14 protein-coding genes are annotated in these 12,866 nt (G+C 63.1%); 6 read left to right on the top strand and 8 right to left on the bottom strand.

Translation table 11 applies throughout. The features are described 5' to 3' along the window. Window positions 1–3: 3 nt before the first annotated feature. The 4 genes from A9D60_RS05470 to A9D60_RS05455 all read right to left on the bottom strand — a co-directional run bounded on the left by A9D60_RS05470 (window position 4) and on the right by A9D60_RS05455 (window position 2,730). A complete protein-coding gene (locus tag A9D60_RS05470; RefSeq protein ID WP_065266656.1) occupies window positions 4–438 on the bottom strand; it encodes a DMT family transporter in 435 nt (144 codons plus the stop codon). 153 nt (window positions 439–591) lie between these two features. Beyond that, entirely contained in the window at window positions 592–1,272 is a 681-nt protein-coding gene (locus A9D60_RS05465) for a hypothetical protein (protein ID WP_065266655.1), read from the bottom strand. Window positions 1,273–1,284: 12 nt separating this feature from the next. Continuing rightward, window positions 1,285–1,941: a DNA-3-methyladenine glycosylase I gene (locus A9D60_RS05460; protein ID WP_065266654.1), complete on the bottom strand. Its 657-nt coding sequence runs from the start codon at window positions 1,939–1,941 to the stop codon at window positions 1,285–1,287. 27 nt (window positions 1,942–1,968) lie between these two features. After that, window positions 1,969–2,730 (bottom strand): hypothetical protein, encoded by a 762-nt coding sequence (locus A9D60_RS05455; RefSeq protein WP_065266653.1) that lies wholly within the window; start codon window positions 2,728–2,730, stop codon window positions 1,969–1,971. A 532-nt stretch (window positions 2,731–3,262) separates the two neighbouring features. On the opposite strand from A9D60_RS05455, the gene A9D60_RS05450 reads away from it, so the two are divergent. Beyond that, a complete protein-coding gene (locus A9D60_RS05450; protein WP_065266652.1) occupies window positions 3,263–3,529 on the top strand; it encodes a hypothetical protein in 267 nt (88 codons plus the stop codon). A 370-nt stretch (window positions 3,530–3,899) separates the two neighbouring features. Here the strand turns inward: A9D60_RS05450 and A9D60_RS05445 are convergent, their stop codons facing one another. From A9D60_RS05445 to A9D60_RS05435, 3 genes are read right to left on the bottom strand one after another with little or no spacing between them, the layout of a single operon-like run. Next, window positions 3,900–4,637, bottom strand: coding sequence for a hypothetical protein (locus A9D60_RS05445; protein WP_065266651.1), 738 nt, complete (start codon window positions 4,635–4,637; stop codon window positions 3,900–3,902). A 13-nt stretch (window positions 4,638–4,650) separates the two neighbouring features. After that, window positions 4,651–6,609, bottom strand: a complete 1,959-nt coding sequence (parE, locus tag A9D60_RS05440) for a DNA topoisomerase IV subunit B (protein WP_065266650.1) — start codon at window positions 6,607–6,609, stop codon at window positions 4,651–4,653. A gap of 39 nt (window positions 6,610–6,648) precedes the next feature. Next, window positions 6,649–7,368 (bottom strand): site-2 protease family protein, encoded by a 720-nt coding sequence (locus A9D60_RS05435; RefSeq protein WP_065266649.1) that lies wholly within the window; start codon window positions 7,366–7,368, stop codon window positions 6,649–6,651. Window positions 7,369–7,613: 245 nt separating this feature from the next. Between A9D60_RS05435 and A9D60_RS05430 the strand changes: the two genes are divergently transcribed. The 5 genes from A9D60_RS05430 (at window position 7,614) to A9D60_RS05410 (ending at window position 12,626) form a co-directional block, all read left to right on the top strand. Next, the gene (locus A9D60_RS05430; RefSeq protein ID WP_065266695.1) at window positions 7,614–9,029 is read left to right on the top strand and encodes a pyridoxal phosphate-dependent decarboxylase family protein; all 1,416 of its coding nucleotides are present in this window, start codon (window positions 7,614–7,616) and stop codon (window positions 9,027–9,029) included. A 233-nt stretch (window positions 9,030–9,262) separates the two neighbouring features. Next, window positions 9,263–9,871 carry a carboxymuconolactone decarboxylase family protein gene (locus A9D60_RS05425; RefSeq protein WP_065266648.1) on the top strand — a complete coding sequence of 203 codons (609 nt, stop codon included), beginning with the start codon at window positions 9,263–9,265 and terminating at the stop codon, window positions 9,869–9,871. A gap of 181 nt (window positions 9,872–10,052) precedes the next feature. After that, window positions 10,053–10,982 carry a polyphosphate kinase 2 gene (gene ppk2 / locus A9D60_RS05420; protein WP_065266647.1) on the top strand — a complete coding sequence of 310 codons (930 nt, stop codon included), beginning with the start codon at window positions 10,053–10,055 and terminating at the stop codon, window positions 10,980–10,982. Window positions 10,983–11,044: 62 nt separating this feature from the next. Further along, window positions 11,045–11,680, top strand: coding sequence for a DUF1007 family protein (locus A9D60_RS05415; protein WP_065266646.1), 636 nt, complete (start codon window positions 11,045–11,047; stop codon window positions 11,678–11,680). A gap of 1 nt (window position 11,681) precedes the next feature. Beyond that, window positions 11,682–12,626: a nickel/cobalt transporter gene (locus A9D60_RS05410; RefSeq protein WP_065266645.1), complete on the top strand. Its 945-nt coding sequence runs from the start codon at window positions 11,682–11,684 to the stop codon at window positions 12,624–12,626. Here the strand turns inward: A9D60_RS05410 and A9D60_RS26810 are convergent. Beyond that, on the bottom strand, window positions 12,607–12,861 hold the full coding sequence (locus tag A9D60_RS26810; protein ID WP_217492036.1) for a hypothetical protein: 255 nt from the start codon (window positions 12,859–12,861) through the stop codon (window positions 12,607–12,609). The two genes, A9D60_RS05410 and A9D60_RS26810, sit on opposite strands and share 20 nt — an antisense overlap. Window positions 12,862–12,866: the final 5 nt, after the last annotated feature.

The raw sequence follows: 12,866 nt of genomic DNA, 5'->3' as shown, positions 1-12,866 counted from the left end.
TCCTCAGGCCATCTGGGTGATCCAGACCCCCAGCGCCATCACCGAAATGCCTGCCGCGCGGGTCAGGGTCAGCGGGCTGACCTGGGCGCCGAACAACCCGAAATGGTCGATGGCGGCGGCCGAGATCAGCTGGCCGATCAGCACAAAAAACACCGCGTTTCCGACGCCGAAATGCGGCGCCACATAGGTGATCGACAGGACGTAGAAGGCGACCAGCACGCCGGCCAGCAGCAGGTGCTTGGGCGCGGCGGGGATCCTGGCCAGTGCTTGCGGGCCTGCGATCAGCGCGTAAAGGGATGTGGCAATCAGCGCGATCAGGAACAGCACCACCGCGGCAGAGGCGGGGGAGCCGATCAGCTTGCCGAGTGCCGCGTTCAGCGCCGCCAGCACCGGAATGCCCAGGCCCGCGGCCAGCATGATGAGAGCGTATTGGGTCATTGGGCGGCTCCTGCAGATTGCTTGCGGGATTTGTGGCCGGAAATCCGGCGTCAAGACAAGCCCTACGTTGCGGCCAACGCCGGAATTCGGCGCGAATTCCGGCCATGAAAAATCGATTTTTCATGGCCGTTTTCATTGCATGAAAACGGCGGATCAATCGCAGATGCCGTTCAGTTCCGCGTCCTTCCAGGGCAGGTAGACCGCGCTCTCGCGGCTTTGCGGCAGCGGACTGACCGGCATGGCGCCGGAAAGCATCCGGTGCAGCCGCTGGGTGCGGGCGGCCTGCGGCGCGAGAGCACGGCAGCAGACGTATTCCTCGACGATGGCACCTTGCTGCTCGAACCCGTAGGTGAGGAAACTGGGGTCGCCTTCCAGGTCGAACAGATAGGGATCGCGGTCCTGGCCGTGTTCCGCCGCAGCGCGCAAGGGGGAATAGCCGGTCTGGCGGCGGTTCTGCCATTGCCAGACATGGGTGGCCTCATGCGCCAGCAGCATCGCCTCCACCAGATGCAGCCGGTCCGGGTGTTCCGGCAGGTAATTCTCCAGATACCAGTCGCGGGTGAAGAAGATGCGGTTGAACAGCGCGACGGCGGCGGGTTTGGCGGTGACGATCTCGTCCTTCACGGGCGGCAGGATGCGTTCGCGGCAGGTGACGCGCGGGCGCGGCATGCGGCGGAAGGTGACCGGCCCCAAGGGCGCGCCCTCGACAAGGCGGACCTTGTCTGCGTTGAGGCTGGTACCGTGCAAGGTGGCCAGATAGGCGCGTTCGGTCTCTGTCAGCGGGCGTCCGCAGGCAGCGAGGAACAGCAGGGCGAGGAGCAGGCAGCGGATCATATGGGCTTTGCCTCAGCAGCTCATCGCCAGCACGCGGCTGATTTCGGTGAGCGAGCGGCCGGATCGCCCCATCCATGTGTTGAAGGCGGATTGCACGGACTTCAGAGCGGTCTTGGAGGTGGCGGGTTTGTCGATCACGCCTTCGGCGATGAGGCGGGCGGTGACGTCCTGGGACAGGATAAAACTGTCGCGGCCGGCAAAGCGCATGGCGTATTGGCCGGTGTTGCCGCCCAGCCTGCTTCCGCGTTTCTTGAGCATGTCCAGCAGCCCGATGTAGTCGGTAGAGGGCCAGCCGCCCAGCACCTCACCTGCGCCGCCCTGATCGCGCAGCTCCATCAGGAAGGCGGCGTTTTGCCGGACCGTGGCGAGCTTGGCGCCGTTCCGGACCACGCGGGTGTCGCTGAGGATGCGGTCGAACTCGTCCTCCGGCATGAAGGCGCAGGGACCGGGGTCGAAGCCGTGAAAGACCTCCTCGAACCCGTCCCATTTCGCCTCGATCACTTTCCAGTTGAAGCCCGCCTGGAAGATGCATTTGGTCATGGTGGCGAGCCAGCGGTCCTCCGGCAACTCCGTCACCTTGGGATCGGGTTTGGAAAGCTTTTCTTCCAGCATCTCCGGCCCGCCGTGGCGGTCTGCGGATATGGCGTGGATCTCGTCGAATGTGCGCATGGGCGGGTCCTGTGGCGTCAGGTCAGGTTAGCGGCGCGTGCGCAGCTCGACAATGGATTTGCCGAGGCGGAAGGGAGCGGCGAAGCTGACGAGGCACAGCGCGATGATCTGCAGCACCAGGATATGGGCGTTGTCCTGCAGGTATTCCCATTCTTCCTTGAGCTTGGAGACATGGGCGATCAGGCCGTCATAGGCGCGGGCGATGATCAGGAAATCGCCGGCGATGGCAGGCACCTTGCGGCGCATGGTGTCGACAGCGGCCTGCGTCGGGGCGTCGAGGGCGGTGAAGACCAGGAAGGCCGCCGGGTCGAAGGCGGCGGCCTTGGCCTCCATGTCTGCCATTTCTGCCTTCTCCGTGCGGCTGCCGAACAGGAAGCTGAGGCCCTGCAGCGGCGCGACCTCATCTGTCACTGCGATGAACAGCGGCAGTTCGGCGTTGCCCGCTGTAGACGCGGAGAGGAATTCGACCTTTTCGCACAGGACCGCGATGTCGGCGTCATAGGCGGGGTCGCAGAAGCGCAGGCGGAAGCGGGCTGCGTCGCGGTCGAAGGCGGCGGTGGCGGCATAGGCGATGTCGATCTGGCGTTCGAGCCGGGAGGAGTCGGCGGCGTAGATGCCGGAAATCACCGCGACCAGCGCGCCGAAGCCGCCGAGGACGACCCACACGAGGTCCGCCAGTTTCCAGGCGCGGTGGCCCGGCGGTTTGCGGAACAGGAAGGCGGTGCCGATCAGGCCCGCAAAGAAGAACAAGAGGAGCAGGGGCAGCTGGTTGTCCGCGATGAAGGCCATGGCTGTTTCCCTGCTGTGATCGGCTGGCCTGACCATAAGAAGGGAAAGCGGTTTCAGGCAACAGCCCTCACGAAGCTGTCACCGGATGCGTGGGTTTGGCCGGGCGGGAGGGGGTCCCTGTCCGGTGGCTGTCAGTCAGTCTGTCTGGCCGTCTGCTTGTCTGGGGCCGTTGGGCCGTTTTGTTTGTGTGGCCGTGATGGACTGGCCGGTGAAGAGGTGGCGGCGCCGCCAAGGGCCCGGAGGGGCCGGAGGCGGAGGGCCGGGCAGGGGATCGCAAGCCCCCATGTCCGCTCGAAAGCTTCCGTTGTGCGGAGACCCCCTGCACCCGATGAAGAGGCGGTCTTGGGGGCTCCCGTATCTCCTGTTGATGCGGGGTGTCAGTCCGCACCGTGTGTCGCGACGGATTGGAGTATGGCAGAGCGGGGTTAAGGGCGCGCAAGCGGGGCGTGCGGTGGATTGGGGTTTGGCGCAACACTTGCAACCCGTGCGGTAGCGAGGGAGAAAGAAGGTCATTTATTGGAGAACATCGAACATGACCGATTTGAACAACGCTTACGCTGACGCGCAACAAGCCATGGCTCTCTTGAAATCCGCGGTTCGCACTGTTTTGGAAATGGCACCTGAGGGTGGCCTAAAGAATGCAGAGATTGGGCGCTCCCTCGGCATTTATGGCGGTCACGTTGAGCATGTAGGCCACATTTCTAGGACCTTGCTGGAAATGCTGAAAGAAGAAGGCGTAGCCGTGCAGGATTCGGAGACGAAGATGTGGAAGTTGTGCGGTCAACGCATTGAAGTGTGAAGACTTCGCAATGCCCCTTGGGACGTGGCGCGCAGCGGCACGGCCCGCGCCTGATTGGGCTCCGCCCGTTTCGACCTGAAACTGTCCCCCGGACAGTTTCCTAGACGGTCTCAACTCCCCCCGGGAATTCGAACCGGTCCGCGCAGCGGCAAACGCTCCGGGGGAGCGTTTGAGGTTCGGACGGGCGGAGCCCTTCGCACCCAACCGTGCAAGCCAAGGAGCGGAGCTGGCAAGATGTCCCTTGGGACGTGGGGCGATAGCCGCACGGCCCGCGCCTGACCTTCCCCCCGGGAAGGCGCTTCACGCCTCCCCAAGGTCAGGCGCGGGCCTTGTGTTGCGGGAGGGTGGACGGTTGCCGAAGAGTTACTTGCTAGCTAATTTCCAAAAAGCCGTCAGACCCGAATTCCTTCATGTATTCTCCGCCTTCAGCATCGAACTCGAATACAAATGTTTTCGAATGCTCGCTACCGTCTGCATTCGTATAGGTAAGAAGAAAATCAAACTTTTTTCCTGAATGCCCTTTGCTTACAGCGAAACAATACCTGCGGCCTTTGAAACGCTCCCAAACTGGATACTCCATTTCCGCGAATTCTTGATTGTCATTGGCCTCGCTAGTAGTCTGAATAAGACCTGCTGGGAACAGAAAGGAAAAGTCAGCAACTGCTTGACCAAGGTTCGTTACATCGACATAGAACTCGACGAATTTTCCATTGTGCCAACAAGAGCCGTGTGAAACTACGAACTTTCCTCGCTCAGAGGCCAGTCTTGATTTCTCGCTAAGTTCGTATTTCTGCTTCTCAAAATTGAGTTGTTCAAGGCTCGAACGGGCCAAAGAGGTATGTTGACGTGTAGCGCTGGCAAGCTCGGCTGCCTGCAGTCTTAAGGCATCTGAGCTATTCTGAAGCTCTTTTCTTTGTTGGTAGTAACCAATTACGAGCCAAAAAAGCGCAACCGGCCCGGCTACCCCGGCAAGGAAATCTCCAATTTCATTGGGTTGAAGATGACCTCCTTGCGCGGAGAAACGGTTGTAGTAGCCAGCCCAGAATCCGAAATAGAGGCAAGTTAGGAAAACATGCCAGTTTCTGAAGAAGCTAAAAAAACTACCCAATTCTGCTTAATCCTCAAACATCCAACTCCTCCACGAACTTCGCGTTCTCCTGGATATACTGGAAGCGGAGCTCGGGTTTCTTGCCCATCAGGCGCTCGACCAGGTCGCCGGTCTCGCCGGGCTCGTCCTCGTCGATGGTGACGCGGATCAGCTTGCGGGTGGCCGGGTCCATCGTGGTCTCCTTCAGGTCCTTGGCGTCCATTTCGCCAAGACCTTTGAAGCGGGAGACGTCGATCTTGCCCTTGCCGCCCAGGCCCTTCTCCAGCCATTTGTCGCGCTCGGCCTCGTCCAGGCAGTAGACGCGCTTGGCGCCCTGGGTCAGGCGGAACAGCGGTGGGCAGGCGAGGTAGAGGTGGCCGCCGTCAATGAGCGGGCGCATCTGGGTGAAGAAGAAGGTCATCAGCAGCGAGGCGATATGGGCGCCGTCGACGTCCGCGTCGGTCATGATGATGATCTTGTCATAGCGCAGATCGTCGAGGTTGAACTTGGTGCCAAGACCGACGCCAAGCGCCTCGCAGAGGTCGTTGATCTCGGCGTTTGAGCCGAGCTTGTTGGAGGCGGCGCCAAGGACGTTGAGGATCTTGCCCTTGAGCGGCAGCAGCGCCTGGTTCACGCGGTTGCGGGCGCCCTTGCCGGAGCCGCCGGCCGAGTCGCCCTCGACGATGAACAGCTCGGTGCCGGAGCGGTCCTTCGACGTGCAGTCGGTCAGCTTGCCGGGCAGGCGCAGTTTCTTGGTGGCGGATTTGCGCTGGGTCTCTTTCTCCTGCTTGCGGCGCAGGCGTTCCTCGGCGCGCAGGATCAGGAAGTCGAGGATGGCGCCGGCGGATTTGGTGTCGGCGGCCAGCCAGTTGTCGAAATGGTCGCGGACCGAGTTTTCCACCATCTTGTTGGCGGATTCCGTGGACAGGCGGTCCTTGGTCTGGCCGACAAAGGCCGGGTCGGCGATGAAGCAGGAGACCAGCGCGCAGCCGCCTGCCATCAGGTCGTCGCGGGTGATCTGGGCGGCCTTCTTGTTGCTGACCAGTTCGCCGTAAGCCTTGATGCCCTTGAGGATCGCGGCCCAGAAGCCGGTGACATGGGTGCCGCCCTCCGGCGTCGGGACGGTGTTACAGTAGGACTGGGTAAAGCCGTCGCGCGACGGTGTCCAGTTGATCGCCCATTCGACATAGCCCGGCTCGCCGAATTTCTCGCGGAACTCAACCTTGCCGGCAAAGGGCTGGTCTGCGTAGACGGAGGATTTGCCGAGGACTTCGGTCAGATAGTCCTTGAGGCCGCCGGGGAAGTGGAAGGTGGCCTCGGTCGGGGTCTCGCCGTCGTCGATTTCGGATTTCCAGCGGATTTCGACGCCGGAGAACAGGTAGGCCTTGGAGCGCACCAGGGTGAAGAGGCGCTTGGGCTTGAAGCGGTGATGGCCGAAGATCTGCTCGTCGGCGTGGAAGGTCACGAAGGTGCCGCGCTTGTTGGGAGCGGCGCCGATTTTTTCGACCGGGCCAAGGGGCAGGCCGCGGGAGAAGCGTTGTTCGAACAGTTCCTTGTTCTTGGCGACCTGCACCACCATGGAATCCGACAGCGCGTTCACCACCGAGGAGCCGACGCCGTGCAGGCCGCCGGAGGTCTGGTAGGCCTTGCCGGAGAACTTGCCGCCTGCGTGCAGGGTGCAGAGGATCACCTCCAGCGCGGATTTGTCGGGGAACTTGGGGTGGGGGTCGATCGGGATGCCGCGGCCGTTGTCTGAAATGGTGACGGCGTAATCGGAATGCAGCGTCACCTCGATCCGGTTGGCGTGGCCCGCGACGGCCTCGTCCATGGAGTTGTCGAGGATTTCCGCCACCATGTGGTGCAGCGCGCGTTCATCGGTGCCGCCGATATACATGCCGGGGCGCTGGCGGACCGGTTCGAGGCCTTCCAGAACCTCGATGGAGGACGCGTCATAAGTCTCAGAAGCGGGCGTGCTGAGGAGGTCGTCGGCCATGTGCGGGAGCTGCTCTTCCTTGGTGTTGATTGGCGGCCATTATGGCAGGTGTTGGGGCCGGGTGGAAGAGGGACGCAAGGGGCTGTGGATAAGCCCCGGGGCTGACAGCTCAGCGCTCCAGCCGCAGCATCTGCCAGTGCAGGCAATTGGCGGAAAGAACAGCAAAAAGAAGCCGAAGTAATACATGCAGGCGATCATCATCGGAATCCAGGCAAGCGCAATCAGCAGGCCGACACCACCGCAAATCCGGGTGGCAAGCTGCGCAGGCAGGATGCGCATCAGGGCCAGCTGGAACAGCTGGCCGCCGTCCAGCGGCATGACGGGAAGCATGTTGAGAACGGCGAGGATGATATTGACGTCGGCCGCGGCCTCCAGCGCCCAGGAGAGGTCCGGGTTTGCGGCATAGGGCACCAGCAGGCTGCAGATGGCCCAGAGCGCGAGGTTAACGATGGGACCCATGGCGACGATCAGCTCGTCTTCGCAGCGGGTGGCGGGGTCGTGTTCGCAAAATCCGCCGCCGCCGTAGATCATGATCCTGCGCACACTGACGCCCTGCACCCGGCAGCCCCAGGCATGTCCCAGCTCATGCAGAAAGATGGACAGGATCAGGATCAGAAGGAAGACGATGTCATAAGCAATATAGGCTGGGTCTCCGCCCACGGACAGAAACAGGAACGCCAGGAAGATGATGCTGCTGCCGATCTGTACCGGAATGCCAAAGGGGCCGCGGAATTCGAAGAGGGCGGAATCTCTGAACATGTGAATTTCCTGTCTTAAACACGGGAGCATTACCCTGTGTTGAGCCGGGTGTGCCAGCGCTGCCGTTATGCGGGAAGGCATTTTTGCAGTTTGTGTTGCCGGCGTTCCGCAGGTGCGCAAGCAAGGCGGCTCGCAAAATCCCGAACCACAGTTTTCAGATTGCCGCAGTTCCGAAAATACTGCTGCATCTGCAGCATTTGCGGGCTAAACCTGCCGCCAGCGGCAGGCAGGAGGAGGGCGCGCAGGTGGCTGAGAAGGGGATCAGGACGCAGGACTGGGCGGCATTCCGGGCGGAGGCGCAGCGGATGCTGGAGGCGGCGCTGGACCAGATGCAGCAGGCGGCAGAGCACCCTTGGCAGCCGGTGCCGGAGGATATCGATGCGCGCTATGCGGTGACGGCGGAGGCGCGCGGGCCGCGGGAGACGGTGGACCGGATCATCCGCGACGTGCTGCCCTATCACGGTGGCAATATTCATCCGCGGTTCTGGGGCTGGGTGCAGGGGTCGGGGCTGGCCTCGGACCTTATCAGCTCCCTCGCGGCGGCGGCGGTCAATGCCAATATGGGCGGCCGCGATCATGGCGCGAACTATATGGAGCGCGCGGTGGTGGACTGGACGCGGGCCAGAATGGGCATGCCGGAGAGCGCCAGCGGCATTCTGGTGACCGGCACCTCGCAGGCAACGGTGATTGCCTTTCAGGCGGCGCGGCTGCGGGTCATGGAGGATCTGCGCAAATCCGGGCAGGGCGCGGTGCGGCTGACCGCCTATGCGGGCGAGGGCGTGCACAATGCGACGCTGAAGGCGGTGGAACTGCTGGGCATCGGCTCGGACAACCTGCGCAAGGTGCCGCTGGCGGAGGGCAAGCTGGACTGCGCGGCCCTGGCCCGGATGGTAGCAGAGGACAAGGCTGCAGGCGCGTTGCCCTTTCTGGTGGTCGGCAACGCGGGCACCGTGGACCTGGGGCTGTTTGACGACCTGAATGCCTTGGCGGATGCGGCAGCAGATCTGGGGCTGTGGCTGCATGTGGACGGGGCCTTTGGCGCCTGGACGCGGATTGCGGAGGAACCCTGGCGGTCTTTGAGCGATGGGATCGGGCGGGCAGACAGCATTGCGCTGGATTTCCACAAGTGGATGTACGTGGGCTACGACTGCGGTATGGCGCTGCTGCGCAATGAGGACGAGCACAGGGCGGCCTTTGCGGCGCGGCCATCCTACCTGGAAGGGGCCGAGCGCGGGCTGGCGGGCGGCGAGCCGTGGTTCTGCGACTACGGCATCGACCTGAGCCGCGGCAACCGGGCGCTGAAGGTGTGGACGGCGCTGGAGACCTATGGCGAGGCGGCGTTTTCCGAGGCGATTACCGGCAATTGCGAACTGGCGGCGTTCATGGCCGCTGAGGTGGCGGCGCAGCCCCTTATGGAATTGGGGGCGCCGGTGGTGTCGAATGTCTGCGTGTTCACCGCGCGCAGCGATCTGGCGCCGGAGGCGCAGTCAGCGCTGAATGCGGATATCGCCCAGACCCTGCAGGAGAGCGGCGAGGCGGTGTTCTCGACCACCCGCGCAGACGGCCGGGTGATGCTGCGCGCCGCCATCACCAACCACCGCAGCCGCGAGGCGGATGTGCGGGCAGCCATTGCCGCGGTGGCGCGGGAGGCGGCGAAGTAAAGCAAGGAGACCCGCGCCTGCCTGGGCGGGCGCAGACGTGACGGGGCTGCTTGGCACCCGGCGGGATTGATGATTGCCGCTGCGTCTGGTTGAGCCGGTGAACGCGCCTGCCGGGGGGGCAGGCAGGCGCGGGGCGGCGGTGCCGCCAGGCAGAACATCTGTGACGCTCGGTTTCTCCTTTCCGCGGTGTCAGATCCAGTTACTCTCCGGACCAGACAATCAGGGAGAAGCACATGGCCTGGATCAGGACCGTTCCGTTTGAAGAGGCAACCGGCAAGCTGAAGAAGCTGTATGAACGGGTGACCGGGCCGGGCGACAATGTCGACAACATCATGATGGTGCACTCCCTGCGGCCGCATTCAATGGAAGGCCATATGGCGCTGTACAAGAACGTGCTGCACCACACCGGCAACAAGGTCCCGAAATGGTTTCTGGAGGTGCTTGGGGTCTGGGTGTCGTCCTTGAATGACTGCGCCTATTGCGTCGAGCATCACTTTGCCGGGCTGCAGCGGCTGCTGGGGGATGAGGAGCGCGGGCTGGCGATCAGGTCCGCCATCGAGGCGCGCGATCCGGGTGCTGCCCCGCTGGAGCCTGCGCAGGTGCTGGCGATGGGCTATGCGCGGATGCTGACCGAGGAGCCTGCCAGCGTGAGCGAGGCGGACATTGACGCCTTGCGGGAGGCTGGGTTCGACGACGGAGAAATCCTGGAGATCAACCAGGTGACTGCCTATTTCTCCTATGCGAACCGGACGGTGCTGGGGCTAGGGTGCTCCACCAAGGGGGATGTGCTGGGGCTGAGCCCGAACAATTCGGAGAACCCGGACGATTGGGGGCACACGTAGGGGCTTTGCCCCTCGGCCCCTTTCGGCCTCGCCCAAGGATATTTTCAGCCGGATGAAAAGGATCAAGCGGCCCGCTGCGGCCGCTTTTGTTGTGCGGATGGCGTATCTTTTGATGCAGGTCAGCGCGGGGGTGCCCCGGAGGCGGTAAGGTTGCGGCGCAGAATGAAAGAGGGAGTGTTTGATGGACGCCGCAGCAGAGAAGACCGTGAACAGCACCGCAGCGCAGATGCCTGCGAAACCCGCCGGGGAGGCCCGCGGGCCCAGTGCCGAGGACATCCGCCGGGCGTTTGAGAGCGGCAAGTACCCGTACCCCAAGAAAATGGCGCGCAAGGCGTATGAGGCGGAGAAGGCGCGGCTGCAGGCGGAGCTGCTGAAGGTGCAGCTGTGGGCGCAGGAGACCGGCGGGAAATTCGTGATGCTGTTCGAGGGGCGCGATGCGGCAGGCAAGGGCGGCACCATCAAGCGGTTCACTGAGCATCTGAACCCGCGCTCTGCCCGGGTGGTCGCCTTGAACAAGCCGTCGGATGAGGAGCGCGGGCAGTGGTATTTCCAGCGCTACGTGCAGCATCTGCCGACCAGCGGCGAGATCGTTTTCTATGACCGGTCCTGGTACAACCGGGCGGGCGTCGAGCGGGTGATGAGCTTCTGCGAACCGAATGAATACCTGGAGTTCATGCGGCAGGCGCCGGAGTTTGAGCGGATGCTGGTGCGGTCCGGCATCCGGCTTTACAAATACTGGTTCTCGGTCACGCAGGCAGAGCAGAAGCGTCGGTTTGTCTCGCGCGAGACCGATCCGCTGAAACAGTGGAAGCTGTCGCCGATCGACAAGGCCTCGCTTGGCAAATGGGACGATTACACCGAGGCCAAGGAGGCGATGTTCTTTTACACCGACACCGCGGATGCGCCCTGGACGGTGATCAAGTCGAACTGCAAGAAGCGGGCGCGGCTGAACTGCATGCGGCACTTCCTGGCTTCGCTGGACTATCCGGGCAAGGATCCGGAGATCGCGCAGGCACCGGATCCGTTGATTGTCGGCCAGGCGCATCATGTGATCCACCAGTCCGATCACATCCTGGGTAAGGCGCTGCATCCTGAAACACGGACGCGCTGATCCCCGCTTGCGGTGCGGCCTCGCGCTTGCGGGGGCGCCGAACTGGGCTTAAGTCTTTGGGCATGAAACATCTTGCTCCACTTCTGGCACTTGCGCTGCTGGCCCCTGCGGGCGCCGGGGCGCATCCGCATATCTTTGTCGACACCGGAATGAAACTGGTGGTCTCGGACGGCGGGCAATTGCAGGCGGTGGAGATCACCTGGGCCTATGATGAATTCTATTCGCTGCTGATCTTTGAGGACCGGGGGCTGGACAGTGATTTCGACGGCAGCCTGACGGCGGAGGAACTGGCACAGCTGCAAGGGTTTGACCTGGCCTGGAGCGAGGGGTTTCAGGGCGATACTTACCTGACATTGGACGGCGAGGCGCTGGGCCTGGGCGCGCCTGAGCATTTGTCGACCGAGGTGAAGGACGGGCGGATCACCACCCGGCACCGACGGGTTCTGACACAGCCCCAGGAAGCGGACGGGGTGGTGATCAAGGCCTATGATCCGACCTACTACACCGCCTACACGGTGAATCAGGGGCTGGAGGTTAGCGGCGGCTGCCAGGGCAGTATCACCCCGCCCAACCTCGATCAGGCTTATACCCTGGTGGAAGAGCTGCTCTATGCGATGCCGGCAAATCAGGCAGAGGAGGCTTACCCGGAGGTGGGTGAAGCATTTGCCGATACCGTGCGCTTGAGCTGCGGCGCGTAAGGTGAAGATTTTCTTAACAATTGCGGCATTATTTGTGGCGGCCCTGGCGGTGTGGCTTTGGGGCTTTGGCGGGTCCGGAATGGTGTCCGCCTGGGCTGCCGAGGGCCAGCGCGAGGCGCAGAATGCAATGGCGCGGGGGTTGCGGGCGTTGCGTGCCGGGGAACCGGGGGCGCTGTTGGCGCTGTTGTCCCTGTGTTTTGCCTACGGGTTCTTTCATGCTGCCGGGCCGGGACATGGCAAGCTGGTGATTGGCGGTTACGGCATGGGCAAGCCGGTGCCGCTCATGCGGCTGGCGGGGCTGGCGCTGGCGTCCTCGCTGGCGCAGGCCGGTACAGCCGTTCTGCTGGTGGCGGGCGGGCTGATGCTGCTGGACTGGGGACGTGAGCAGCTGACCAATGCGGCGGAGGATGTGCTGGCGCCGCTGTCATACGGGCTGATTGCGCTGGTAGGAGTGTGGCTGCTGGTGCGGGGCCTGCGGCGGCTTCTGGGCAGCCGCACCGTTCAGGTGGCAGGCCATGCCGGACACCATCACCATGGGCATGGCCATGATCATGAACACGATCATGATCATGATGACGGGGTCTGCGCCTCCTGCGGGCACCGGCACGGGCCGACGGTGGAGGAAGCTGCCAATGTGCAGTCGCTGCGCGATGCGCTGGCGATCATCGGCGCGGTGGCGCTGCGGCCCTGCACCGGCGCGGTGTTCCTGCTGCTCTTGACCTGGCGGATGGGGGTTCTGTGGGCCGGGATCGCCGGTGCCTTTGCCATGGGGCTGGGCACCGCCACGGTGACGGTCGCGGTGGCGGTTGCGGCCGTCACAATGCGCAAGGGCGCACTGGCGCAGATGGAAGGCACTGGTGCCTTGCGCGCGGCGGCGGTGCTGGAGATCCTTGCCGGCGCCGTGGTGGCGGTGCTGGCCAGCCAGATCATGCTGCGGGCGTTGTAAGAGCGACGAGCCCGCGCAGCAGGTGAGAGGAAAGCATTTGAAAGTGATCGCCTTGCCGTTTGTTATTGGGCACATTTTGGGTTTGCCGCAACAATGCTTCCTGATTGCATAAATGTGAACTTTGAGAATTCCAGAAAGGAGCAGAGGCGATGCCGTCCTTGAGTGACTTGTGTTGGTTTATCAGTAAGCCCAAAGCTATGAGGGTGCTGTTTTTCCTTTTTTGCACGGTACTCACGACAG

Origin of the sequence: Leisingera sp. JC1, assembly GCF_001679925.1 — a bacterium.
Taxonomy (GTDB): domain Bacteria; phylum Pseudomonadota; class Alphaproteobacteria; order Rhodobacterales; family Rhodobacteraceae; genus Leisingera.
Note: the sequence above shows the minus strand (reverse complement) of the source record. Positions and strands in the feature narration are given on the sequence as shown.

Bases quoted from the DNA above. Each gene is read 5' to 3' on its own strand.
- A9D60_RS05470 (WP_065266656.1), bottom strand. From the start codon at position 438: ATGACCCAATACGCTCTCATCATGCTGGCCGCGGGCCTGGGCATTCCG.
- A9D60_RS05465 (WP_065266655.1), bottom strand. From the start codon at position 1,272: ATGATCCGCTGCCTGCTCCTCGCCCTGCTGTTCCTCGCTGCCTGCGGA.
- A9D60_RS05460 (WP_065266654.1), bottom strand. From the start codon at position 1,941: ATGCGCACATTCGACGAGATCCACGCCATATCCGCAGACCGCCACGGC.
- A9D60_RS05455 (WP_065266653.1), bottom strand. From the start codon at position 2,730: ATGGCCTTCATCGCGGACAACCAGCTGCCCCTGCTCCTCTTGTTCTTC.
- A9D60_RS05450 (WP_065266652.1), top strand. From the start codon at position 3,263: ATGACCGATTTGAACAACGCTTACGCTGACGCGCAACAAGCCATGGCT.
- parE (WP_065266650.1), bottom strand. From the start codon at position 6,609: ATGGCCGACGACCTCCTCAGCACGCCCGCTTCTGAGACTTATGACGCG.
- A9D60_RS05435 (WP_065266649.1), bottom strand. From the start codon at position 7,368: ATGTTCAGAGATTCCGCCCTCTTCGAATTCCGCGGCCCCTTTGGCATT.
- A9D60_RS05425 (WP_065266648.1), top strand. From the start codon at position 9,263: ATGGCCTGGATCAGGACCGTTCCGTTTGAAGAGGCAACCGGCAAGCTG.
- ppk2 (WP_065266647.1), top strand. From the start codon at position 10,053: ATGGACGCCGCAGCAGAGAAGACCGTGAACAGCACCGCAGCGCAGATG.
- A9D60_RS05415 (WP_065266646.1), top strand. From the start codon at position 11,045: ATGAAACATCTTGCTCCACTTCTGGCACTTGCGCTGCTGGCCCCTGCG.